This window comes from Kitasatospora sp. NPDC087314 (genome assembly GCF_044744365.1).
Classification (GTDB): Bacteria; Actinomycetota; Actinomycetes; order Streptomycetales; family Streptomycetaceae; genus Kitasatospora.
This window is the reverse complement of the sequence record NZ_JBIUYE010000002.1, coordinates 223,523-246,728: the sequence shown is the minus strand read 5'-3', so window position 1 is coordinate 246,728 and position 23,206 is coordinate 223,523. Positions and strand designations below refer to the sequence as shown.

Below are 23,206 nucleotides of genomic sequence, written 5' to 3'. Positions count from 1 at the left end.
ACCAGGCCGCCGTCCGACGCACCGTCAATCCCGTCGACCGGGCCGTAGCGGAGTCGCCCCATCCGGCGCGCCCGCGACCGCCCATCCGGCCCCGCCTCGCGGAGAGACCACCAGTGAACATCGCCTGCACCAGCCCCGCCCCCGGCATCGCCGGCCGTCCCCGCACGACCGGGGCGGCCTCCGCGGTGTGCGCCGGTGGACTGGCCAGGGGGTGGAACGGGCGCGCGAACCGCGCCGGGGACAGCCACCAGGGTCGCCTCGACCTTGAGCCGTTCTGGCCGTCCCGGCAGCCGCACCTGTTCGATCAGACGTGTCCGGGCTCGCCCAGCGCGTCCCGGCCCTCCGCAGGCTGATTCCGGATCAGCCCCGCAGCACGCCCGGTCGACGCGCAGACGACTCCACCCCGTCCGTCACGCGCGAAATGAGCGGCACACCATGTCTTCCTCTTCCACCGCCACCCTGCCCCTGCCCACCGCGACCCCGCACCTGCGCGCGGTCCGCTCGGTCCCCGGCGTCATCCCGGCCGGCCCCGGCACCGCCGGCGCTCCGGGCTCCTCCGCCTCCCCGCACTCGCACGGCGCGCCGGCCGCGGAACGATGGCCCGGCGCTCCGGTCCGGCCCTCCCACGCGGTCCCGTCCCGTCCGGCGGGCGCGGGAGTCGTGCCCCAGCCGGGGGCGCTCCTCCCGCCGGCTCCGCAGGCCCTGCTCGCCGCGCTGCCCGAGGGGGCGACCGTCGTCGCCGCCTTGCCGCAGGGCGCGCTGCCGCAGGGTCTACTCGCCCAGTACGGCACGCAGTTCGGCGGCTCCACCGGGAGTCCGATGGTCGGGTACCTGGTGCTCGTGCCGGCCGACAGCCCGGTGGTGGCGGCCGCTCCGGCGGCGGTGGCCAGCGGTGCCTCCACTGGCTCCTCCCTCGGCGGACCCTCGGGCGTGCCCGGCGGTGCGCCCGCTGGTGTGCCGGGCGGTGTGCCCGCGCCCGTCGGCGTCCGTCCGGTCCGCCCGGCCGGGCGCGGGATCGCCGTCGACACCGAGCGGCGCAACGCCTACGTCGACGGGCGGCTGCTCGACCTCACGTACCTGGAGTTCGAGCTGCTCGCGCACCTCACCGAACACCCGCAGCGGGTGCACACCCGGGACCACCTGGTCTCGGCGGTGTGGGGCTACGGGCACGTCGGCGACGGCCGCACGGTCGACGTGCACGTCGCCCGGCTGCGCCGCAAGCTCGGACCGGCCTACCGCGACACCATCGTGACGGTCCGCCGGGTCGGCTACAAGTACACCCCGGCCAGCTGATCGGCCCTCGGCCGCCCGGTCTCAGCGGACCGCCCGTTCTCTCGTGGAACGGGCGGTCCGCTGCGCTGGTTTGACGGTCGGATTTGACGGTCGGTCATGCGCGTTGATCGGGAGGCAGCAGCAGGACGGTGAGTGCGTCGGCGCAGGCGCGGGCGTGGCCGAGGAACCAGTCCAGGCGGTCGTCGGTCAGGTGTGCCGGGGTCGAGCGCACCGCGAGCGCGAACCGGGCCTGCCCCGCGCCGTCCAGGACGGGCACGGCCACCGTCCGCACCCCGGCGGCCGACTCGCCGTCGTTGAGCGCGTGCCCGGCGGACCGGACCTTCGCCAACTCCTCGTCGAGCAGCGCCGGTTCGGTGATCGTCCGGTCGGTGAACGACGGCAGCGGACCGAGCGCCGACACCGTCGGCTCGCCCGGGCGCGGCCAGGCCAGCAGCACCTTGCCGAGCGCCGTGGAGTGCAGCGGCCGGCGCAAGCCGAGACCGGTGTCCGGGCGGACGGAGGCCCCCACCAGGATCACCGCGTGCGGACCGCTGCGGATCGCGAGGTCGGCGGTCGCGCCGGTACGTCGGGACAGCCGGTCCAGCTCGGGTGCGGCGAGGTGCAGCCCGCGCTGATGGAAGGTGAGTTGGCCGAGTTCGGCGACCGCCGGGCCGAGCCGGTAGCGCGCGGTCTGCTCGTCCTGCTCCAGGAAACCGGCGCTGACCAGCGTCCGGGCCAGCCGGTGCGCGGTGGAGACCGAGAGGTCCATTCGGCGGGCCAGGTCGGAGGCGCTCAGGTCGGGGCCGTTGTCGTGGAAACAGTGCAGCAGCCCCAGCGCGCGCTGGACGGCCTGCGCACCGGCCGGCGGGCTCTGGACGGCGGTGGCGGCCTCGGCCATGGCACCTCGCGTTTCGGTTCGGGAATCCGGCTGGACCACCGGTGAGGAGTCTCAGCGTAGGGCAGCGAGTGCTGCGGGATTATGTCGACGACGTTGCAATGGAATGGCGTTGATGAACAAGTGATCCCACCATGTGGCAAAACCTTGCCCCCGACTCGTCCGGCGTGGAACGCTCCTCACATCGCGCCGGACGAGCCCGTCCGGCGCACCGCCGCAACCCCCAACCCGCAACCCGCAGGAAGGAGCGACGCCGTGACGACCCACCGGTGCCTCGCCTCCTGCGCGTGTTGTCGCTGACGCTCCCCTCGCGCCGTACGTTCCGGCGTGTCCGCATCGCTCAACTCCCCGACGTCCCGGGCCCCGTGACCCGTGTGGCGTGCCCAGCCCCGCAGCCTTCCGGCGCCCGCCGAAGCCCTCCGTAGAGGACCGCACCGTGCCCAGCCGTTCCCCCAGTGTCCCCGACACCCTCTGGTTCACCCGCTGCCCGGTGCCCACCGCCACCGGGATCGCCGCCGACCAGGGGTGGCTCGCACGCGAGTTCGCCGCAGACGGGATCGCCGTCCGCTCGCTCCAGGACGCCCCGCCGGAGGTGGCCGCCGACCATCACTACACCCACGCGCTCACCGGCCTGTTCCGCGAGGGCGGCAACGTTCCGGCGCTGTGGGCCCGTTCGCGGGGCGAGGAGACCCGGCTGATCGGCCTCACCTGGATCGAGGAGCGCCAGGTGGTCCTGGTCCGGGCCGGCAGCGGCGTGACCGGGCCCGACCAGCTGCGCGGTCTGCGGCTGGCGATCCCACATCATGAGATCGGCATCGACTTCTGGAGGGCCATGGCCCTGGCCGGCTTCCGCGGCGCCCTGAGCCTCGCCGGACTCACCCTGGACGACGCCGAACTGGTCGACGTCCCCGGCGCCCCCGGCGGCGGGCAGTGGGCCGCCGAACTGGCCGCGCTGCGGGACGGCGTGGTGGATGCCGTGTACGTGAAGGGGGCGCTGGCCGTCGAGGCGGCCCGCCGGATCGGGGCGGAGGTGGCCGTGGAACTGGACGCCGCGCCGGAACGCCGGTTCCGGGTCAACAACGGGACACCCCGACCGGTCACCGTCCACCAGCGGCTGCTGGACGAGCAGCCGGAACTGGTCGCCCGCTTCCTCGTTGTGCTGCTGGAGGCCGCCGGCTGGGCGGCCGAGCACCCGGCGGAGGTGGTGCGGATCCTGCAGGCCGAGACCGGCGCGGGCGCCGAGGGCGTGGCCGGGGCGTACGCACCGGGCAGTCACCGCACGCTGCACCTGGACCTCTCGGCGGAGCGCCTGGCACTGCTGGCGCAGCAGGAACGATTCCTCGGAGAGCGGGGATTCCTCGCCGCCCCGGTCGACATCCGCACCTGGGCCGACCCGGAGCCGCTGCGCGCCGCCCACGAGCTGCTCCGCGAACGGCGCCGCGCCACGGCTGGCGGCTGAGCACCGGGCCGGTCGGCGGTGCCCGGCCCGGCCTGCTCCCGGTGTCCGGCTCCGCCTGCTCGCGGCACCTGGTCCGGCTTGCGGCGGCCCTGCGCCTCCAGCCGGCCGACAGACCACAACTAACAGATTTCAGCGGACAGATTTCAGATTTCAGATAACAGATTTTGAAAGTTGTCAGCTGTCACCTGTCCTTCGTTTGGAGACCACCGTGAACACCTCCCGCCTCGCCCTCGCCGCCACCGCGCTGCTCGCCTCCACCGCACTGGCCGCCTGCGGCTCGTCCACCGACGGGGCCAAGGACTCCGCCGACGGCGGGGCCGGCGGTAAGGCCGACGTGGTGCTCCGCCTGCCGGACCCCGGGAACAACGGGTTCCTCGCCCGTGGCAAGAAGGACGGATCGCTGGACAAGGCCCTAGCCGCCGTCCACGCCAAGGTCGCCTGGACCGGCAGCGCCGGCCCGTTCGCCCCCGCCGCGCAGGCCCTCTCCGCCGACCAACTGGACGTCGCCCAGGGCTCGATCACCTCGGCCTTGGCCGCGCTCGCCCAGAAGCCCGGCTTCAAGCTGTTCGCCCAGACCGCGCCCGACGGCGTCGGCGAGGGGATCCTGGTGAAGAACGACTCGCCCATCAAGACCGTCCAGGACCTGGTCGGCCGCAAGGTCGCCGTGGCCCAGGGGGGTACCGCCGAGTACCTGCTGCTCAAGGCACTGGAGAAGAACGGCGTCCCGGCCGACAAGGTCGAACGGGTCTACCTGCGCGCCGATCAGACGGCCGGCGTCTTCAACTCCGGCCAGGTGGACGCCTGGGCGACCTGGAACACCTTCTCCACGCCCGCCATCGCCAACGCCGGGGCTCACTTCCTGGTCAACGGCAAGGAGGTCGGCTCCGACAACTACGCCGTCTGGGCCGTGCGCAACGGCTTCGCCGACAAGCACCCCGAGGTGGTCAAGACCTTCTACACCTACCTGCGCGAGAACGGCCTCAAGGAGAAGGCCGACCCGGCCGCCTACCTCAACGTCTTCACCGACTCCGGTCCGACCGCCGTCACCCCCGCCGAGAAGGACATCGCGGTGAACGTCAGTGGGCAGGGCGCCGCCGCGGACGCCATCACCGACGCCGACACCGCCCGCTTCGGCACCGTCGCCCGGTTCTTCGCCGATCAGAAGGTCACCAAGCAGCTCGTGGACGTCAAGCCCTACCTGATCGACATCAACAAGCTCGGGGACGGTGCCAAGTGACCACGGCCGCCCCCGAACGCACCACCGACGACACCCGAGCCGCCCTCGACGCCGGACTGGTCACCCCGCACACCAGACGGTCCAGGCCCCGCCCGCGCGCCCTCGCCGTGATCCTGCGCACCCTGGGCCCGCTCGCCCTGCTCGGCGGCTGGGCACTCGCCTCCGCCACCGGCGCCCTCACCCAGGACGTCCTCGCCTCGCCCGCCCAGGTCGCCGAAGCCGTCGGCGAGTTGTGGGGCAATGGCCAGCTCACCGACGCCCTCGGCGTCTCCCTCACCCGGGCCGGCCTCGGCCTGTTCTTCGGCGCCACCACCGGGCTGGTGCTCGGCGTGGTCACCGGCTTCACCAGGCTCGGCGAGGAGCTGCTCGACTCCGCGATCCAGGTACTGCGCACCGTCCCGTTCCTGGCGCTGGTGCCGTTGTTCATGGTGTGGTTCGGTATCACCGAGACCGCGAAGGTCGCCCTGATCGGCGTCGCCACCAGCTTCCCGATGTACGTGTCCACCTCCGGCGGCGTCCGCAACACCGACCGCAAGCTGGTCGAGGCGATGCGCAGCTTCGGGCTCGGCCGCTGGGCCATCGTGCGCACCGTCGTCCTGCCCGGCGCGCTGCCCGCCCTGCTGTCGGGGCTGCGCCTGTCCATGACGCTCAGCGTGATCGCCCTGATCGCCGCCGAGGAGATCAACTCCACCGAGGGGATCGGGTACTTGATGGCCCAGGCGCAGAACTACTCGCGCACCGACATCCTCGCCGTCTGCATCCTGATCTACGGACTGCTCGGCCTCACCGCCGACGCCGTCGTCCGGGTCCTGGAACGCCTCCTGATGCCGTGGCGCCAGGCCGTCCAGGGAGCAGCCCGATGAGCACCACGTCCACGACCGCCACGTCCACGACCGCTACGTCCACGGACACCACCCCGGCGGTCCATCTACGCGGCCTGCGCCGGGTGTTCGGCGCCCGGGCCGTCCTCGACGGCGTCGATCTCTCCATCGCCCGAGGCGAGTTCGTCGCCCTGTTGGGCGCCAGCGGCACCGGCAAGACCACCCTGCTGCGCATCCTCGGCGCGCTCGACCAGGCCGACGAGGGCACGGTGCTCGTTCCGCCGGTCCGTACGGTGGTCTTCCAGGAGCCCCGACTCGTCCCGTCCAAGCGGGTGCTGGCCAACGTCACGGTCGGCCTGCCGCGCGGCGCCGCGACCCGGGAGACCGGACTCCAGGCGCTCGCCGAGGTCGGCCTGGAGAAGCACGCGGACGCCTGGCCGGCCACTCTCTCGGGCGGCGAGGCGCAGCGTGTCGCCCTCGCTCGGGCGCTCGTCAGCGAACCCCAACTGCTGCTGCTCGACGAGCCGTTCGCCGCGCTGGACGCGCTCACCCGACTGCGCATGCAGGACCTGGTCGGCGACCTGGTCCGCCGCCACCGTCCCGCCGTGCTCCTGGTCACCCACGACGTGGAGGAGGCCGTCCGGCTCGCCGACCGCGTCGCCGTCCTGCGCGACGGCCTGCTCGTGCGCGACGAACCGGTCACCGTCGACCACCCCCGCGACCCCGCCGACCCGGCCTTCGCCGACCTGCGCCGCCGACTGCTCGGCGACCTCGGCGTCCACTGATCCGTCCGCCGCCCACCGATCCCTTCCGAAGCAACCACCGCCCGCACCAACGGAGTTGAATAGATGACCGTGACCCTCGGCGTCCACGCCAGCAACCCCTCGCTCTACTACCTCGCCCGCCTGCCCTACCTGGACGAGGAGTTGGTCCCGCTCGGCGAGACCGGCGCCTTCCACCACTACTCCGACGGCACCCGCACCGGCGCGCTGCTCGCCGACGGCACCATCGACTTCGGCGGCACGGGTTCGACCCCGCCGGTCACCGCCCAGGCGGCCGGCCACGACCTGGTGTACGCGGCGGTCTCCGCGCCCCGCCCCGACCACGGCGCCCTGCTGGTGCTGGACACCGGCCCGGTTCGGACGGTGGCGGACCTCAAGGGCGGCACCGTCGTGCTCGGCATCGGATCCTGGCAGACCCACCTGCTCGCCAAGGCCCTGCACACGCAGGGACTTTCGTATGCCGAGGACATCACTCCGGTGCGCCCGGCGGCCGAGGAGGACCAGGCGCAGCGCCTGCGCGACGGTGAGATCGCGGGGTGGATCGCCCAGGGCGCCGAACTCGCCGCCGCCCGCCGCAGCGGCGGCTTTCGCGAGCTGATCCGCACCGGCGACGTCGTCGCCGACCGCTCGGTGTTCTTCACCCGCCGCGACTTCGCGACCGGGCGCCCCGAGGTGGTCGCCGCGATCGCCACCGCGCTGCGCCGGGCGGACGCCTGGGTGGCCGCCCACCCGGCCGAGGCGGCCGCGATCGCGGCGGAGCAGCTGGGCGGCTCGGCCGGCGACTGGCAGACCGCGCTGGAGGCACTGCCGTGGCAACTGGAGCCCGCCACCGCCGGGTTCATCGCCGAGCAGCAGGAGGCCGCGGACATCTTCCGCGGGGTCGGGTTCATCGACCGGGCGCTGACCGTCGCCGACGCCCATCTGCCCGAGCTGGAGGCCTCGGTGGCCGCCGCGCTCGCCAAGGCGGTCTGAGCCGTGGCCTCCGAAGTCCTCTGGTACATCATCCCGCGCGAGGGCCACTACCCGTGGGAGCCGGCCGGCCGACGCCCGGTGGACCTCCGCTACCTTCAGCAACTGGCGGGCAGCGTCGAGCGGTTGGGCTACGGCGGCGCCCTGCTCGCGACCGACCTGTACGACGTGTGGACGCTCGGCAGCGCGCTGGCGGCGGCCACCACCCCGGAGTTCAAGCCGCTGCTGGCCGTCCACCCCGGGTTGGTCTCGCCGACCTTGCTGGCGAAGATGGCGCTCAGCTTCGATCGTCTGCACGGCGGCCGGCTGCGGTTCAACGTGGTCAACGGCTCGACCGCGCAACTGCGCGAGTACGGCCTGGACGTCGAGCACGACGACCGCTACCGGCTCAGCGCCGAGTACTGGTCGATCATCAAGCGCCTGACGGCCGGCGAAGTCTTCGACCACAAGGGCGAGTTCTACGAGCTGAAGAACGCCGGTGCGAGCCTGCGGGAGCTGGCGCCGGTCCAGCCGGGCGGTATCCCGCTCTGGTTCGGCGGAAGTTCGGCGGCCGGCATCGAGATGGCCGCCGAGCACGTGGACGTCTACCTGACCTGGGGCGAGCCGCCGCACCTGCTCAAGGAGAAGCTGGACCTGGTCCGGAATCGGGCCGCCGCCCACGGCCGGAGCCTGCGGATCGGGCTTCGGCTGCACCTGATCGTCCGTGACACCGAGGACGAGGCCTGGGCGGCCGCCGACCGCCTGCTCGACGTCACCAGCGAGGCCACGTACGCCCGGCAGCTGGGCGGCGCCAAGGGGGAGGACGGGGTCGGCTGGCAGCGGCAGTTCCGCCAGCACGGCGGCAAGGTGCCCGCGCGGGCCCGGGAGCTGGAGGCCTACCCGAACCTCTGGCCGGGGATGAGCCTGTTCCGTCCCGGCCCAGGTACGGCGGTGGTCGGCTCCACGGCCCAGGTGATCGAGCGGCTGCAGGAGTTCGAGTCGCTGGGCGTCGACACCTTCATCCTCTCCGGCAACCCTTTGCTGGAGGAGGCTCACCGCGTGGCAGAGACGGTTCTGCCCGCCCTGGGCATCCGCCGCTGACGGCCACCGGCCGCCGGCTGACCATTACCGGCTGACAGCTAACAGCTAACAGCTAACAAATGACAGCTGACAGATGATGAAATCTGTCAGCTGTCATTTGTCAGCCGTCCACCCGCCTCCGGCGCTCCCCGCTCAGCGGCTGAGCCGGTCGATCTCCGCCAGCTCCTCCTCGGTCAGCGGGCCGCCCACGAGCGCGTCGATGTTCTGGTCCAGCTGGGCGACGCTGCTCGCGCCGATGATCACCGAGACCACCCGCGGATCGCGCAGCACCCAGCACAGCGCGAGCTGGGCCAGGGTCTGACCGCGGCGCTCGGCGACCTTGTTGAGCGCCCGCAGCTGCTCCAGCTTCGGTCCGGTGAGCGCCTCCTCGGTCAGGAACCGCCCGACCGACATCCGCGAGCCGGCCGGCACCTCGCCCGACAGGTAGCGGTCCGTCAGCAGTCCCTGGGCGAGCGGCGAGTAGGCGATCAGGCTGGTCTGGGTCTCGCCCACCGCGTCCAGCACGCCCTCCTCGACGTACCGGTTGAGGATCGAGTACGCGGACTGGTTCAGCAGCACCGGCGTGCCCAGCTCGCGCAGGATCGCCACCGCCTCCCGGTGCTGCTCCGCCGGGTAGTTGGAGATCGCCGCGTACAGCGCCTTGCCCGAGCGGACCGCGCTGTCCAGCGCGCCCATCGTCTCCTCGAGCGGGGTGTCCGGGTCGTAGCGGTGGGAGTAGAAGACGTCGACGTAGTCCAGCCCCATCCGGCCCAGCGACTGGTCCAGGCTGGCCAGCAGGTACTTGCGGCTGCCGCCGTTGCCGTACGGGCCGGGCCACATGTCCCAGCCGGCCTTGCTGGCGATGAACAGCTCGTCGCGGTACGGGCGGAAATCCTGGGCGAACAGGTAGCCGAAGTTGCGCTCGGCGCTGCCGTACGGCGGGCCGTAGTTGTTCGCGAGGTCGAAGTGGGTGATGCCCCGGTCGAAGGCGCGGCGCAGCACCGCGCGCTGGACCTCCAGCGGCTGGGCGTCACCGAAGTTGTGCCAGAGACCGAGCGAGACGGCCGGCAGCTGAACGCCGCTGCGGCCGGCCTTCCGGTAGGTCATCGAGGCATAGCGGTCATCCGCGGCGAGGTAGCTCATGCCGGACATCTTGCCAGCCACCGCCGGTGGATCAAGCCCTTGCCCCGTTTCTGACCGGTGCCTATGCTCGCGGAGGATCGTACGCGTGCGAGGCGAACTGCGAGGCGAAGGGGCAGGCGCGATGACCGTCCGGGCTGTCACCACGACCGCGACCGCCGGTACCGCCGCCGTCATTGCCGCCGTCACAACCTCCGGCACCGCTGGAATCCCGACCGCCGTCACCGCCGCCGCGCCCCGCTGTTGTCGCCACCGCCGCAGCACCTCGCGCTGACGCCGCCCCAGAGCCGCTCCGCCGCGATCCCCTCCCGGTGCCGCCCGCAGGAGCGCAGCCCGTAGCGCGGCGCTCCCCGCGGGCCGCCGTCCCGCCCCTCGGCAGCCGTGTCCGCGCCTCGCGGGCCGGGGTTCCGTGCCGAGATCCCATCGAGCGCCCCCCAAGGAGACCGCCGTGCGGTTCACCGTCTCGTCCCTCGTCGCCAACGGCCCCGATCCCGTGACCGGCGTCCAGCGCACCCCGCAGGAGAAGCTGCGGAACGTCATCGACCAGGCGGTCGCGGCCGAGCAACTCGGCTACGACGGCTACGGCGTGGGGGAGCGGCACGGTGCGCCGTTCCTCTCCCCGGCGCCGCCGGTGCTGCTCAGCGCGATCGCGGCCCGCACCTCCGCCATCCGACTGTTCACCACGGTGACGGTGTTGAGCATCCTGGACCCGGTCCGGGTCGCGGAGGACTACGCCCTGCTCGACCAACTCTCCGGTGGTCGGATCGAGTTGATCATCGGCAAGGGCAACGACCCGCGCCACTTCGACCTGTTCGGCCTCCCCGAGGAGCGCCAGTGGGACGCGCTCGCCGAGAACTACGAGCTGCTGCGGCGGCTTTGGAGTGAGGAGCGGGTGACCTGGGAGGGCTCGACACGTCCGCCGCTCAAGGACGCGGCCGTCTCTCCGCGCCCGCTCCAGGATCCGATTCCGGTGTGGCACGGCAGCGCGACCAGTACGCAGTCGACCGACCTCGCCGCCCGCTACGGCGATCCGCTCTTCTCCGCCAACTCCTTCCACCCGCTGGCCAAGTACCGCTCCCTGGTGGAGCACTACCGCGAACGCTGGGTGCACTACGGCCGCGACCCGAGGGACGCCCGGGTGGGCGCGAGTTTCGGCGGGCTGTACGTCGCCAAGCGTTCGCAGGACGCGGTCGAGGGCTTCCGTCCGTACTGGAACGCGATGTTCGACTCGGCGGCCGGCCGGCACAACAAGTCCCCGTTCACGTCATTGGAGGACGCGCTGGAGCACGGGTCGGCCCTGGTCGGGAGCCCGCAGCAGGTGGTCGAGAAGATCCACCGCTATCACGAGGCCTTCGGCAACGAGGTGGTCGGCATCGGAGTCGACGCGTTGACGGAGGGGGCGCAGCGGGAGCAGTTGGAGCTGTTCGCCGCCGAGGTCGCCCCGGTGGTCCGGCGCGAGCTGCCGTGAGCGCCCGCCCGACGTGACGCGCGCCACCGGTCGCGGTGGAGTGGCGGCCGGTGGGGAGGGGGAGACGAGCGGGCAAGGGCCGTGGCCGCCGGGGGGCGGCGCACGGCCCTTGGCCGTCCCCCCGGGCGGGGTCGGCCCACCCCGCGCCCCGGTCGAAGCCGGGTGACCCCTGGCCTTCTGTACCTACTGGTATGTACAGTGATCCGTATGACCACCCAGGACCGCCTCATCGAGAGCACCCAGGCACTCCTCTGGGAGCGCGGCTACGTCGGCACCAGCCCCAAGGCCATCCAGCAGCGCGCCGGTGTCGGCCAGGGCAGCATGTACCACCACTTCACCGGCAAGTCCGACCTCGCCGCCACCGCCCTGCGCCGCAGCGCCGAGCAGCTGAGAGGCGTGGCCGCGGCCGACCTGTCCGCCCCCGGCACGGCGTACGACCGCATCGCCGCCTATCTGCTCCGTGACCGCGACGTGCTGCGCGGCTGCCGGATCGGCCGGATGGCCCAGGACCCGGACGTCATCGCCGACCCCGGGCTGCGCGCCCCCGTCGAGGAGACCTTCGACTGGCTGCGCGACCGGATCGCCGAACTGGTGGCCGAGGGTCAGGCCGCCGGCGAACTCGTGCCTGGAGTCGACCCGGTCGACACCGCCGCGGCCGTGGTCGCCGTCGTCCAGGGCGGCTACGTCCTGGCCCGCGCGGCCGGCCGGGCCGAGCCCTTCGAACAGGCCGTGCGCGGCGCCCTCGGCCTGCTCGCCGCGCACCGTACGGCCTGACGCGCCGGACCGCGCCATCCAGCGCCGTCCCGCGCCGGACCTGCGCCGTATCGCGCTGCACTGCGCCTTACCGCGCGCCGCCCGACCTCCCGAGGATCCGACCACCGAGGAGACCCGCCGTGCACGCCATGCAGTACGAGATCACCCTCCCCGCCGCCTACGACATGGGGATCATCCGCAAACGCGTCGCCGACAAGGGCCGTCTCCTGGACGCCTACCCCGGCCTCGGGCTCAAGGCGTACCTGGTCCGCGAGCGCGGCCACGAGGGGTCGCCCGTCAACCAGTACGCGCCGTTCTACCTCTGGCGGACCGCCGAGGGCATGAACGGCTTCCTCTGGGGCTCGGGCTTTCGCGGCTTGAGCGCGGACTTCGGCCGCCCTGCCGTCCGGCACTGGCTCGGCGCCGGTCTGGCCCACGGCAGCGGTCCGGCCCGGGGCGCTGCGCCGGACGCTCCCGCGACCACCGCCACCCGCCACACCGTCCGGCTCCCCGAGGACGCCGATCCCGCCGAGGCGGTCGAGCAGGCCCTCGCCGGGTTCCCGGTGCACCCCGCCCTGCACACTGCGGCCGTCGCGGTGGACCCGTACCGCTGGGAGCTGCTCCGGTTCGCCCTCTGGCAGGGCCCGGCCCCGGATGACGCGCCCGGCACCCGCTACCAGGTGCTGCACCTGTCCCGTCCCGAACTCGACCGGCTGCCCAGCGGCCGGCACTGGTGAAAGGTTTCGCCACCCCGATGAGCGCTCCCGCCGTCCCCACCACTCCCACCACTCCCACCACTTCCGCCGTCCCCGCCGCCCCGGCCCCCGCCCCGATGACGCCGACCGACCTCACCCCCGCCCCGTTGGACCGCGAAGCCGGTTACGCCCTTCTCGCCGACCTCGCCGGCCCGGTCGCCGCCACCACCCTCGGTGGCCTGGACAGCCTCGCGCCCGGCTTCCCCGACTGGATCGTCACCAGCCTCTTCGGCGGCACCTATCAACGTCCCAGCCTCGCCCTGCGCGACCGCCAGGTGGCCAACCTGGCCGCGCTCACCGCCCTCGGCGGTGTGGAGCCGCAGCTCGCCGACCACGTCCGCAACAGCCTGCGGATCGGCATGACCAGGGAGGAGGTCACCGAGGTCATCGTCCACCTCGCCCCCTACGTCGGCGTCCCCAAGGCCCTGGCCGGCCTGCGCGTCGCCACCGCCACCTTCGCCGAGACGGCCCCGACCGAGGTGGCCCGCACTCGGGAGGGCCAGGCATGACCCGTGACGTCCGCACCGTCCGAACGGTCCGCACCGTCCTCGGCGACCTCGACCCCGCCGAACTCGGCGTCACCGACTCCCACGACCACCTCTTCATCCGCAGCCCCCTGCTGCCCGGGGAGGAGTTGGACGACCCGGCCGCCGCCGAGGGCGTCCTGCGCGCCTTCGCGGCGGTCGGCGGCCGTTCGTTCGTCCAGTGGACCCCGTACGGCATGGGCCGCGGCGCGGGCTCGCTCGCGAAGCTCTCCCGTGCGACCGGCGTCCACGTCGTCGCCGGCACCGGCCTGCACCAGGCGGCCCACTACGACCCGGACACCCTCCCCACCCTGTACGACGGGCTCGCCGAACGCTTCATCTCAGACCTCACAACCGGGCTCACCACCGAACCGGCCGCCGAACCAGCCGCCGGGGCGCCCACCAAGGCGCCCACCGAACCGCGCGGCGCTTCCGAGGGCGTCCGGGCTGGCCTGATCAAGGTCGCGTGCGACGCCGGGACCACCACCTGGCACACCCGCCGGGTGATGACCGCGGCCGCCGAGGCACACCACGCCACCGGCGCCCCGATCGCCGTCCACCTCGAACCCGGCGCCCACCCGCACTTCGTGATGCACTGGCTGCACGCCCGGCACGGCGTCCCGCCCGACCGGATCATCCTCGGCCACCTCACCCGGCTGCCCGACGTGCGGCTGCACCGAGAACTCGCCGCGGAAGGCGTCCACCTCGCGCTGGACAGTCCCTCCCGGGCCGGCCACCCGGCCGACCACCAGGCCTTCGACGTCATCGCCGACCTCGTCGACGCCGGCCACGCCTCCCAGCTGCTCCTCGGCGCCGACACCACCACCCGCACCGCGCGCCGGGGCGATGGCCCGACCCGGCTGCTCACCGACCTCGCCCCACGGCTCGCCCGCACCTTCGGCCCCGAACTGCCGGACCTCCTGCTCACCGCCAACCCGGCCGCCGCCTTCGCCGCCGACTGGCGCACACCCTGAACCGTCTCCGGCAGACCTCGACCCGGTTGACCGGCTGACCCCACCCACCCACCCGGCCAACCGGCCGCGACAGGACCGGCCCTCCGCGATGGCCTGTGGCGTCGGCCTCCGTGAGCCGGTACGGCGCGAGGGCGGTGAGCAGGGCGAGCCGGGCGGCCTGCCCGGGGTCCTCGGGGGCGCGGCCGGCTGCGGCGGGCCGAACCGGTGGTCCGCCGGGCCGTCGACCGCGGTGAACTGCCGTCCGGCACCGACCCGGCGGAGGTCATCAAGAACCTCGCCGCGCCGCTGTACTTCCGGGTCCTGATCACGGCCGAGCGGGTGGACGCGGACACCGCCGACCGCGCCGCCGCCGTCCTCGCCGCTGCCCGGCACGGGGGCCTCGGCTGAGCCATGGGTCTTGAGCCCTGAGTCCCGAGTCCCGGTCCCGAGCCCTGAGGCGGGCGTCACGCGACACGACAGCGGGGCCTGCGCCATCACTCGGAGGAGTGGCCCGGACCCCGCGTCGTCATGCCGTCCGGCGGATCACATGTGGGTGCCGCCGTCGATGCGGAGCTCGGTGCCGGTGACGAACGCGCCGTCGTCGGACGCCAGCATCGCGATCACGCCGGCCACCGTCTCGGGGCCCGCGAAGCCCTGGCCGAGGGCCGGGGCGAGCTTGGCGAGCAGGCTGAGGTCGGCATCGGCGGGCAGGCCCGGGTTGTGGGTCATGCCGCTGTCGATGCTGCCCGGCGCGACGCAGACCGCGCGCAGGCCCTGCTTCGAGTACTCGGAGGCTATGGCGTGGGTGAAGGACTGGATGCCGCCCTTGGTGGCCGCGTACGCGGCCATGTAGGGGTGGGCGAAGCTCGCGGAGGTGGAGCTGAAGTTCACCACCACGCCCTTGCCGCCCGCGAGCAGCGCCGGGAGCGCCTCGCGGGTCATCAGGAAGGTGCCGGTCAGGTTGACGGCGAGGAGCTTGTTCCAGAACTCCAGGCTGGTCTCGTGCGTGTGCGAGGAGCGCAGGATGCCGGCCGCGTTGACCAGGACGTCCAGCCCGCCGAGGCCGCCGATCGCCGCCGCGACGCCGGTGGTGACGGACGCCTCGTCCGAGATGTCCAGGACCTGGATGGTCAGGCGGTCCGCGGTGCCGTCGGCGGTCGCGCGGTCCAGGGTCTTCTTCAGGCCGTCCTCGTTGACGTCGACGGCGACGACCTTCCCGCCCTCGGCGAGGATCCGGTGCACGGTGGCCTGGCCGATGCCAGAGCCGCCGCCGGTGATCAGGACGTTCCGTCCGCTGAAGCGCTCCATGGTGGTACTCCGTTCTTTCGTGGCCTCTCGACCTCAGGCGACACGTTACGCCTGAGTGGCATAACGTGCCAATAAGTCCATGGATGCCATTCCAGCGCGACGTGCCACAGTGGCATCGACCCGCGTACGCTGACCCTGTGACCGGACGACCCACCCTGAACCAGCGCCGCCGGGACGCCACCCGGATGGACATCGCCCGCACCGCCGCCGCGCTCTTCGCCGAACGGGGGGCCGAGGCGGTCACCGCCGAGGAGATCGCCCTCGCGGCGGGCATCTCGCCGCGCACCTTCTACCGGTACTTCTCCGTCAAGGAGGACGCCGTCGCCCCGCTGCTGGCGGCGGGCGGGCGGCGCTGGGTCGACCAGCTCGCCGAGGCCCCGGCCGACCTGCCGCTGCGCGAGGCGCTGGAGCGCTCGGCGGTGGCCTCGCTGACCCCGGCCGACGACGAGGCCGTCGAGGCGATGGAGTGGACCCGCAGCCTGCTGCGCGATCCGCGCCTCGACGGCACCTGGCAGCGGGTGCACGCCGACTCCGAGGAGCGGCTGCGGGTCGTCCTCGCGGGTCGGTGTCCGGACGGCACCGACCCGCTGGAGATCCGCCTGGCCGCCGCCGCGGCGACCGCCGCGATCCGGGTCGCGCTGGAGGAGTGGGCCTCCTCCGGCGCCCCCACCGCCGGTCCGGGGTCCCCGCGGGAGCTCGGCGCCCGCTGCATGCGCGAACTCACGGCGGGGCTGCGGCTCTACGACCGGGAGGAGTGAGCCCGACTCCGGCTGCCGCTCTCACGGTTGCCGATCCCGGTCGTGCTCGTGCCGGACCCGCGCCTCCGCATCCGCTCCCGGAACTCCTCAGTCCAGCCGCCCGTCGGGTCGGTGGCCGACGGCGGTCCGGTGGCGGCGAACAGATAACAGATAACAGATAACAGATTTCGAAATCTGTTATCTGTCGGTTGTCATCTGTCACCCGTTCCGCCTCCCCGCCCCCGTTAGGGTTGGTGATCGCGCGCCCCGGCGGGGGAACCGGGGTGACCACCTTGGATGTCCTGAGCGGAGGGGGCGGGGAGTTCGAGGCGTGGGAGCAAGTAGGACATGGGTCTGACGAGCCACAAGGTGTTGGCGCTGACCGTATTGATCGCCGTCGTGATGACGGCCGGCACGGTCTGGCTGTGGCCAAGACTCGCCAGGCGGACCTGGCAGGCGGTGCTCGGCCGGATCGGCGCGCTGCTCGCCACCCAGCTCACGGTGCTTGCCGCGCTCGGCCTGGTGGCGAACAACTACTTCGCCTTCTACAGCAGTTGGGACGACCTGCTGGGCACCGGCGAAACCGGCCCGGTGGTGATCCACAACAAGGCGGACGCGTCCGGTCGGCTGCTCGTGGAGACGATCGGCCACGCCTCCGTCAAGGGCGGCGGCGCGATGGGCCGCGAGCCGAGTCAGTCCGGCGAGATCCGCAAGGTGCGGATCGACGGCGCGGCGAGCCGGCTGTCCACCGAGGGGTACGTCTACCTGCCGCCGCAGTACTTCCAACCGGAGTACGCACAGCGGCAGTTCCCGGCGGTGATCGTCAGCACCGGCTTCCCCGGGCTCGCCGAGAACCTGATCACGCGGTTCAACTACCCGGGCGCGGCGCTCAAGCTGCTCCAGGAGGGGAAGATGCAGCCGACCGTCATGGTCATGGTGCGCCCCTCGCCGGCCCTGCCGCAGGACACCGAGTGCGAGGACATCCCGGGCGGCGCGCAGTCCGACACGTACTTCACCAAGGACGTCCCCGCGGCGATCCAGGCGAGCTTCCGGGTCTCGTCCGACCCGCAGGCCTGGGCCTTCATGGGCAACTCGACCGGCGGCTACTGCGCCCTCAAGTTGGCCATGCGCCACCCGGACGTCTTCCCGACCGCCGTCGCGCTCTCCGCCTACTACGACGCCGCCGACGACCCGACCACGGGCGACCTGTTCGGCGGCAGCAAGCAGCGCCGCGACGAGGCCAACCTGATGTGGCGGCTGAAGAACCTGCCGCAGCCGAAGGTGTCCGTGCTGCTGGCCGGTACCAAGAAGGGCGACGGCAACTACCGGCACGACACCGAGGCCTTCGTCGACGCGGTGCAGGCCCCGATGAAGGTCTCCTACAGCATGCTGGAGAACGGCGGCCACAACTTCGAGACCTGGAGCGCCCTGCTGCCGTCCTCGCTGGAGTGGCTGTCCCAGCACCTCAAGGTGCCGAACCAGACCGTCTGAACAGACCCGAGCCGTTCCAGCGGCCCCGGCGGACCCAGTGGATCTGGCGGATCCGAGCGGATCAACGGGCAGACAAGGCCGACAGCGGGGGACCAGCCCCGGGGCGCGGGAGCGGCGAGGCTCAGACCACCCGCTCCAGCGTCCCGGTGTGCAACTCGCCGACCCGGCCGCCCTCGCCCTCGTACGTCCAGAAGGCGCGCACCGTCAGCCGGCCGAGGTCCATGACGTGGCTGACGGTGATCCCGCTCTGCTCCGTCCAGCTGATGAAGTAGATCTCCGGCGCCACCTCGGCGACGTGCAGCAGCACGTCCTCCCACTGGCCCGCCGACTCGCCGAGACCCTCCCAGCGCAGCCGCCGGCCGTCGGCCGAGTAGGTATTGCGGAAGGCCGCGCCGTTGTCGGCCCGGAAGAGGTAGGTGCGGCCGGCGAAGGCGGGCAGGGGCGCGGTCATGGTGGGGCGGTACCTCGTTTCCGTGAGGCCGTGCACGGCGGTCTTGTGCACTGCGGAAGATGTCGGACCTCCAATTTATCCGACCCGGTGAGCCGAGCGGGCGCGCCCGTGGGCAGTGCGCCACGGCACCGGCCGCCACCGTGCCGGCCTCCGGGGTGTGTGACCGGCATCTGGGCGCCCGCCGCGGGCCGGTCCTACCGTCCACCCCCATGAGACGCACCCCCACGAGCGCCACCCCCACGAGACCCGGCACCCCGCGCCGCACCCCCACCGCGCTGTCCGCCGTCCTGCTCACCCTCGCCGCCCTCCTGCTCGGCACCCCCACCACCGCCCAAGCGGCCGCCACCGCGCGAGCCGTTACCGCGCAGACCGCCGCCGCCCAAGCCGCCGCCGCCCCCCTCGCCCTGGAAGCCACCTTCCCCGCCCCCGGAAACGGGTGGGCCAAGGTCGAGCGCTACCTCGACACCACCCCCGGCTTCCGCGCCGAGCAGTACCCGGCCGACGGTCGCGGCGACCAGGACGGCGCCCGCCGGACGTACTTCGGCGGCACCGGCGAGCCCTACTCCGGCCGCTTCCTGCTGTACTCCGCGACCGGCTGGGACACCGGCGGCCGCCAGACCCCCGTCCTGCTGGTCCACGGCGCCAACGACAACGCCGACCGCGCCTGGGCGAACCCGGCCGAGAGCGGCACCTGCGGTGCCTCCGCCTGCCCGTCCACCGGCCTGGCCCAGTACCTCGCCGGCACCGGCCACCGGGTGTTCGCCATCGGCTTCGCCCACAAACAGGGCGACAACCTGCTCCAGGCGCAGACCGTCGGCGACGCCGTCGCGCTGATCCAGGCCCGGCTCGGGGTCTCCCAGGTGGACGTGGTGGCGTGGAGCAAGGGCGAGGTCGCCGCCCGGGCGTACGTGTCCTCGGTGCGCCCGTCGTGGGGGAGGGCGTACGCGGGCGACGTGCGCCGCCTGATCACCCTAGGCGGGCCGAACGGCGGGCTCGACTACGTGTACGCGCACGGCTGGTCCTTCGACCTGGCCGCCTGGCCGGCCTGCGGCGGCACCGCCAACGCGCCGTCCCCGCACCTGTACATGACCTGCTACGGCACGTACACCGCGCAGCCCTGCCTCGGCGTGTTGCCCACCGGCGGCTACGACTGCTACCCGGGACAGCGTCAGCTGCTCGCCCGCTGGGACGGCCGGTACGGGGTGGACGGTACCTCCCAGGACTGGTGGACCACCTACTACGGCGGCCAGGGCTTCTACACCTCCGGCCAGGGCATCCAGGCGGCGATCGACGCCGGGTCGCTGATCGCGCCGCTGCAGCAGGCCGGAGTGCCGGCGTCGGTGCGCACCTACCTGCTCGCGGGCGGGTCGGCCGACATCCCGGGCGTGCTCAACGAGAACCGGGGGCCCAGCGACGGCATCGTGTTCACCGCGAGCGCCCTGGACACCACCGGTGTCGCGACGATCGGCGGCACCCGGCTGCTCGCCGGTCTCAACCACCTGGAACTCGCCTGGGCGCCGGAGGCCGAGAGCCAGGTCGACGGCTGGCTCGACTGATCCCTTGATCGACCCCAACTGATCCACCACACAGCGTCGTTGATCGACACCACTGTGAGCTGTGCGACAACCGGCCCGGCCGGGTTGTCCGTTCACGGACGGTTTGCCTAGCCTGCAACGGTCGTCCGCTCTCGCGGACTCCACCGCCGGGACGCCGAGTCCTGTCCACCCGCCGGTCGGCAATCGAGCACCACGGCGGACGGGAGCGGGGGAACCAAGGTCAGCGCCCGGCCCGTACGCTCCCGCGTGCGGGCCGTGGCTAGGGGTGAAGCCGCTTCCACCGGCGGCCGGGCCACCTCGGCCCGAATCCGACAGCTCACCTCGCAGGCGTCGCAGAGGACACTCCCATGCACCAGCCTGCCCGTCGCCGCGCGCCGCGTCACGCCCGTCCCTCCCACCGGGGCCGCAGCGCCGCCCTCGCCGCCACCGGAGCGTTCGCCATCACCGGCGCCGGACTGTTCGGCCTGCCGGCCGTCGCCGGTGCCCAGGCCGCCGCCGCTCCGACCGTCACCCAGGATCGGCTGGCCCCGGCGACCATGGTCGCGAACAAGGCCACCACCGCCTCGCTGACCCTGCGCTCCTCGGCCTGCTTCACCGCGAAGACCGTCGGCGTGGGCGTCCGAGACGCGTCCGGCGCCAACCTCGACTTCCCCGGCAACGCCTCCAACGCGCGGATCTGCCCGAGCGGCCTGAACTTCACCAGCGGCGCGCGCACCCTGCCGGCCGGGACGTACACCCGGTTCGGCTTCTGGCAGGACCTCGGCGGGGCCTGGCACAACCTGCCCTCGCAGCAGCTCGTGGTATCCGACGCCCCGGCGCCGACCCCGACCCCGGCCCCGACCCCGGCCCCGGCCCCGGTTCCGACTGCGACCGCCACCCCGAAGCCGACCTCAACTCCGACCCCGGCTCCGACCGCGACCGCGACCGCCACCCCGAAGCCGACCTCAACTCCGACCCCGGCTCCGACCCCGACTGTGACCGCCACCCCGAAGCCGACCCCGACCCCGACCCCGGCTCCGACCGCGACCGCTACTCCGACCCCGAAGCCCTCCCCGACGAGCAGCCCGAGCGCCACGGCCAGTCCGTCGCCGAGCACCCCGGGCTCCCCGGTCGCCGGCAAGTCGCTGACCTGGTCCGACGAGTTCAACGGCCCGATCAGCTGGGGTTCGCGCTGGGTCGGCGACAAGACCAGCTCGTACAAGTACGGCAACCACAACCCGGACGACAACAAGCTCGACTGGCTGAACAAGAACAACGTCAGCGTCGCGAACGGGGTCGCCACCTTCACCGCCGCGCCGAGCGGCAGCACGTTGGAGAACGGCAAGCAGGCCTGGAACACCGGCTTCCTGACCACCGAGGGCTCCAGCGAGGGCTTCCAGGTCAAGACCGGCGACTACGCCGAGACCCGGGTCAAGCTGCCGTCCGGCTCCGGCGCCTGGCCGGCCCTCTGGACCTGGAAGAACGGCAACGGGGAGGTCGACTCCTTCGAGTACCACCCCGACAACCCGAACCTGCTGGAGCTGACCAACCACGTCAACCCCGGCAACCCCAAGTACTACGCCGATGCGAGCGCGATCGCGAAGGACCAGTGGGTGACCATCGGGACGTACTACGGTGCCACCTCGGTGGACTGGTACGTCAACGGCGTCAAGGTCTTCTCGGACGGCAAGGGCGTCGGCGCCAACTGGTCGGCGTACCTGATCCTCAACCTGTCGGTCGGCGCGGGGCAGTACCACCCCGCGCCGCAGGGGACCGCCCCGATCACCTTCGCCGCCGACTACGTCCGCGTGTACCGGTAACCACCGCGTACCGGTGACCGCCGGCCGGGCCCGGTCAGGAACCGGCAGCCGTCTCGACCACCGTGAGGTCGAACGGCTGCCGGTTGTTGCCCTTGCTCCGATCGTCCGGGCTGTGCACCGCGACCGCGCCGCCACCGAGCCGGCCGACCGGCAGGCCCGGGTCCAGCCGGACCGGCACGAGCGCGGTCGCGGTGCGCAGCGGGGGCAGTCCGGGCCCGAAGACGCACCGCACCTCGCGGCCATCCCGCAGCACCTCGCAGTCGGACGGGAAGTACGGGCCCTCCGGCGTCACCCCGTTCGGCAGCGTGACCAGAACCGTGAACGGCGAGGCGGTGGTGTCCGGGCCGCCGTTGGCCACCAACGCGTGGACGGTGGTGGTGCCGCCGGGCGGCGCGGCGTCCGGGTCCATCCGGACCACTTTCAGGTCGGAGTGCGACGGCGTGGCGGCGACGCTGACGTCCACCGACGGCCGCGGCTCGGGCCGCCGCAGCGCCCAGGACGGGCCGGCGGCCAGCGTCGCCACCGCGCAACCCGCCGCCACGGCCGCGACGAACCAGGCCCCGCCGAACCCCCGGCGCGCCGGTTCCCCGTACGTCGAGTCCCCGTACGTCGAGTCCCCGTACACCGAACTGCCGAGCGCCGCGTGGCCGCGACCGGATTCCCCGTAGCCCCAGTCCCCGCAGGCGCCGACCCGGAAGCCGCCGTCCTGAAAGCCGCCGTCCCTGAGACCGCCGTCCCCGTGTCCGGAACAGCTGCGCCCCGCATCGCTGCGCTCCATCGCCGCTCACCCGTGCCCTTGCGTCCCGGCGGCCCGCGCCGTCGCGGGCCGCGTCCGCACCAGGGTGGCCGAGCCGCCACCGGGGGTCCGGCGCAACCCGCCCGCCGTCCGCCCGAACGGGCGAACCCGCGCACGGAAAGTCGACCGGTCCGACGTTCCCTGCAGCAGCGTCGTTCTGACGGGGCGTCAGGGTGCGAGGACCTGCCCCAGTCGGGTCGCGATGTGGTGCATCACCGGCACCAGCGAGGACGCGCCGGTCTGCTCCTCCAGTGCCCGGATGCGGGCTTCGGGGCCGGACACCGACAGGGCGGTCGGCGTCGGTGCGCCGGGGACGGCGAGCGCGATGCAGCGGACGCCGATCTCCTGCTCCTGGTCGTCGACCACGTAGCCGCGCTCGCGCGCCTCGGCGAGCTGCTGCAGCAGCTCCTGCGGGTCGGTGATCGTGTACTCGGTGTGCGCGGGCAGCGGGTTGGGGCCGAGGATGGCGCGCGCCTCGTCCTCGGGGAGTTGGGCGAGCAGCGCCTTGCCGACGCCGGTGCAGTGCGGCTGCACCCGCCGGCCGACCTCGGTGAACATCCGCATCGAGCGCCGCGACTGCACCTGCCCGACGTACACCACCTCGCCTCCCTCCAGTACGGCCAGGTTGGCGGTCTCGCCGGTGGCCTCCATGAGTTCGGCCAGGTACGGGCGGGCCCAGCTGCCGAGCAGCCGTCCGGCCGTCTCGCCGAGGCGGATCAGCCGAGGGCCGAGCGTGTAGCGACGCGCGGTGTCCTGGCGGACATAGCCCTGCTGGACGAGGGTACGAACCAGACGATGGATGGTCGGCATCGGCAGGCCGGAACTGGTGGAGAGCTCGCTGAGCGTGGCCACGCCGCCGGAGTCGGCCAGCGCCTCCAGCAGCTGGAAGGCGCGCTCGACGGACTGCACGCCGCCGGTCGCGCGGTCCGTGCCCGTCGTCGATGCTGTGTCGGGGGTCGGAACCACCGGCGTTCCCTTCAC

The 23,206-nt window shown here is 73.0% G+C and carries 23 protein-coding genes and 1 riboswitch; of the genes, 17 read left to right on the top strand and 6 right to left on the bottom strand.

Annotated elements, in window-relative coordinates:
• Positions 1-435: 435 nt before the first annotated feature.
• Positions 436-1,293 carry a winged helix-turn-helix domain-containing protein gene (locus ACIO5E_RS04955; RefSeq protein ID WP_400663901.1) on the top strand — a complete coding sequence of 286 codons (858 nt, stop codon included), beginning with the start codon at positions 436-438 and terminating at the stop codon, positions 1,291-1,293.
• A 94-nt stretch (positions 1,294-1,387) separates the two neighbouring features.
• Here ACIO5E_RS04955 and ACIO5E_RS04950 read toward each other — a convergent pair whose 3' ends face one another.
• Positions 1,388-2,170, bottom strand: coding sequence for an IclR family transcriptional regulator (locus tag ACIO5E_RS04950; protein WP_400663899.1), 783 nt, complete (start codon positions 2,168-2,170; stop codon positions 1,388-1,390).
• A 433-nt stretch (positions 2,171-2,603) separates the two neighbouring features.
• Here ACIO5E_RS04950 and ACIO5E_RS04945 point away from each other — a divergent pair, with 433 nt between their 5' ends.
• From ACIO5E_RS04945 to ACIO5E_RS04920, 6 genes are all read left to right on the top strand, one after another.
• On the top strand, positions 2,604-3,626 hold the full coding sequence (locus ACIO5E_RS04945; RefSeq protein ID WP_400663897.1) for an ABC transporter substrate-binding protein: 1,023 nt from the start codon (positions 2,604-2,606) through the stop codon (positions 3,624-3,626).
• Between the two features lie 208 nt (positions 3,627-3,834).
• Positions 3,835-4,863 carry an NrtA/SsuA/CpmA family ABC transporter substrate-binding protein gene (locus ACIO5E_RS04940; protein WP_400663895.1) on the top strand — a complete coding sequence of 343 codons (1,029 nt, stop codon included), beginning with the start codon at positions 3,835-3,837 and terminating at the stop codon, positions 4,861-4,863.
• Entirely contained in the window at positions 4,860-5,726 is an 867-nt protein-coding gene (locus tag ACIO5E_RS04935; RefSeq protein ID WP_400663894.1) for an ABC transporter permease, read from the top strand. Before ACIO5E_RS04940 ends, ACIO5E_RS04935 begins: the two co-directional genes overlap by 4 nt.
• On the top strand, positions 5,723-6,469 hold the full coding sequence (locus ACIO5E_RS04930; RefSeq protein WP_400663893.1) for an ABC transporter ATP-binding protein: 747 nt from the start codon (positions 5,723-5,725) through the stop codon (positions 6,467-6,469). The genes ACIO5E_RS04935 and ACIO5E_RS04930 overlap by 4 nt, the downstream gene beginning before the upstream one ends.
• Positions 6,470-6,532: 63 nt before the next feature.
• Entirely contained in the window at positions 6,533-7,438 is a 906-nt protein-coding gene (locus ACIO5E_RS04925) for an ABC transporter substrate-binding protein (protein ID WP_400663891.1), read from the top strand.
• 3 nt (positions 7,439-7,441) lie between these two features.
• Entirely contained in the window at positions 7,442-8,515 is a 1,074-nt protein-coding gene (locus tag ACIO5E_RS04920; protein WP_400663889.1) for an LLM class flavin-dependent oxidoreductase, read from the top strand.
• A 132-nt stretch (positions 8,516-8,647) separates the two neighbouring features.
• Here the strand turns inward: ACIO5E_RS04920 and ACIO5E_RS04915 are convergent, their stop codons facing one another.
• On the bottom strand, positions 8,648-9,637 hold the full coding sequence (locus ACIO5E_RS04915; protein WP_400663887.1) for an aldo/keto reductase: 990 nt from the start codon (positions 9,635-9,637) through the stop codon (positions 8,648-8,650).
• A 445-nt stretch (positions 9,638-10,082) separates the two neighbouring features.
• Between ACIO5E_RS04915 and ACIO5E_RS04910 the strand changes: the two genes are divergently transcribed.
• The 6 genes from ACIO5E_RS04910 to ACIO5E_RS04885 all read left to right on the top strand — a co-directional run bounded on the left by ACIO5E_RS04910 (position 10,083) and on the right by ACIO5E_RS04885 (position 14,495).
• Positions 10,083-11,102 carry an LLM class flavin-dependent oxidoreductase gene (locus tag ACIO5E_RS04910; protein ID WP_400663886.1) on the top strand — a complete coding sequence of 340 codons (1,020 nt, stop codon included), beginning with the start codon at positions 10,083-10,085 and terminating at the stop codon, positions 11,100-11,102.
• 207 nt (positions 11,103-11,309) lie between these two features.
• Positions 11,310-11,876 (top strand): TetR family transcriptional regulator C-terminal domain-containing protein, encoded by a 567-nt coding sequence (locus ACIO5E_RS04905; protein ID WP_400663884.1) that lies wholly within the window; start codon positions 11,310-11,312, stop codon positions 11,874-11,876.
• 119 nt (positions 11,877-11,995) lie between these two features.
• Positions 11,996-12,592, top strand: coding sequence for a DUF4865 family protein (locus ACIO5E_RS04900; protein ID WP_400663883.1), 597 nt, complete (start codon positions 11,996-11,998; stop codon positions 12,590-12,592).
• A 17-nt stretch (positions 12,593-12,609) separates the two neighbouring features.
• Positions 12,610-13,119 carry a carboxymuconolactone decarboxylase family protein gene (locus ACIO5E_RS04895; RefSeq protein ID WP_400663882.1) on the top strand — a complete coding sequence of 170 codons (510 nt, stop codon included), beginning with the start codon at positions 12,610-12,612 and terminating at the stop codon, positions 13,117-13,119.
• On the top strand, positions 13,116-14,108 hold the full coding sequence (locus ACIO5E_RS04890; RefSeq protein WP_400663880.1) for a phosphotriesterase: 993 nt from the start codon (positions 13,116-13,118) through the stop codon (positions 14,106-14,108). Before ACIO5E_RS04895 ends, ACIO5E_RS04890 begins: the two co-directional genes overlap by 4 nt.
• A 186-nt stretch (positions 14,109-14,294) precedes the next feature.
• Positions 14,295-14,495, top strand: a complete 201-nt coding sequence (locus ACIO5E_RS04885; RefSeq protein WP_400664424.1) for a TetR-like C-terminal domain-containing protein — start codon at positions 14,295-14,297, stop codon at positions 14,493-14,495.
• 135 nt (positions 14,496-14,630) lie between these two features.
• On the opposite strand, the gene ACIO5E_RS04880 is transcribed toward ACIO5E_RS04885, so the two are convergent.
• Positions 14,631-15,395 (bottom strand): SDR family NAD(P)-dependent oxidoreductase, encoded by a 765-nt coding sequence (locus tag ACIO5E_RS04880; RefSeq protein WP_400663878.1) that lies wholly within the window; start codon positions 15,393-15,395, stop codon positions 14,631-14,633.
• Positions 15,396-15,532: 137 nt separating this feature from the next.
• On the opposite strand from ACIO5E_RS04880, the gene ACIO5E_RS04875 reads away from it, so the two are divergent.
• Both ACIO5E_RS04875 and ACIO5E_RS04870 read left to right on the top strand, forming a co-directional pair.
• A complete protein-coding gene (locus ACIO5E_RS04875; RefSeq protein ID WP_400663877.1) occupies positions 15,533-16,153 on the top strand; it encodes a TetR/AcrR family transcriptional regulator in 621 nt (206 codons plus the stop codon).
• Positions 16,154-16,480: 327 nt separating this feature from the next.
• Complete coding sequence (locus ACIO5E_RS04870; RefSeq protein ID WP_400663875.1) at positions 16,481-17,623, top strand: alpha/beta hydrolase; 1,143 nt, start codon at positions 16,481-16,483, stop codon at positions 17,621-17,623.
• Between the two features lie 121 nt (positions 17,624-17,744).
• Here the strand turns inward: ACIO5E_RS04870 and ACIO5E_RS04865 are convergent, their stop codons facing one another.
• Entirely contained in the window at positions 17,745-18,074 is a 330-nt protein-coding gene (locus ACIO5E_RS04865; RefSeq protein WP_280679385.1) for a MoaF-related domain-containing protein, read from the bottom strand.
• Between the two features lie 209 nt (positions 18,075-18,283).
• Between ACIO5E_RS04865 and ACIO5E_RS04860 the strand changes: the two genes are divergently transcribed.
• On the top strand, positions 18,284-19,630 hold the full coding sequence (locus ACIO5E_RS04860; RefSeq protein ID WP_400663873.1) for an esterase/lipase family protein: 1,347 nt from the start codon (positions 18,284-18,286) through the stop codon (positions 19,628-19,630).
• A gap of 178 nt (positions 19,631-19,808) precedes the next feature.
• A riboswitch (cyclic di-AMP (ydaO/yuaA leader) is annotated at positions 19,809-19,975 on the top strand.
• A 2-nt stretch (positions 19,976-19,977) separates the two neighbouring features.
• Complete coding sequence (locus ACIO5E_RS04855; RefSeq protein WP_400663872.1) at positions 19,978-21,429, top strand: hypothetical protein; 1,452 nt, start codon at positions 19,978-19,980, stop codon at positions 21,427-21,429.
• Positions 21,430-21,463: 34 nt separating this feature from the next.
• On the opposite strand, the gene ACIO5E_RS04850 is transcribed toward ACIO5E_RS04855, so the two are convergent.
• Together ACIO5E_RS04850 and ACIO5E_RS04845 are read right to left on the bottom strand one after the other, a co-directional pair.
• On the bottom strand, positions 21,464-22,207 hold the full coding sequence (locus ACIO5E_RS04850; protein WP_400663871.1) for a hypothetical protein: 744 nt from the start codon (positions 22,205-22,207) through the stop codon (positions 21,464-21,466).
• Between the two features lie 186 nt (positions 22,208-22,393).
• Positions 22,394-23,191 carry an IclR family transcriptional regulator gene (locus tag ACIO5E_RS04845; protein WP_400663869.1) on the bottom strand — a complete coding sequence of 266 codons (798 nt, stop codon included), beginning with the start codon at positions 23,189-23,191 and terminating at the stop codon, positions 22,394-22,396.
• Positions 23,192-23,206 lie beyond the last annotated feature (15 nt).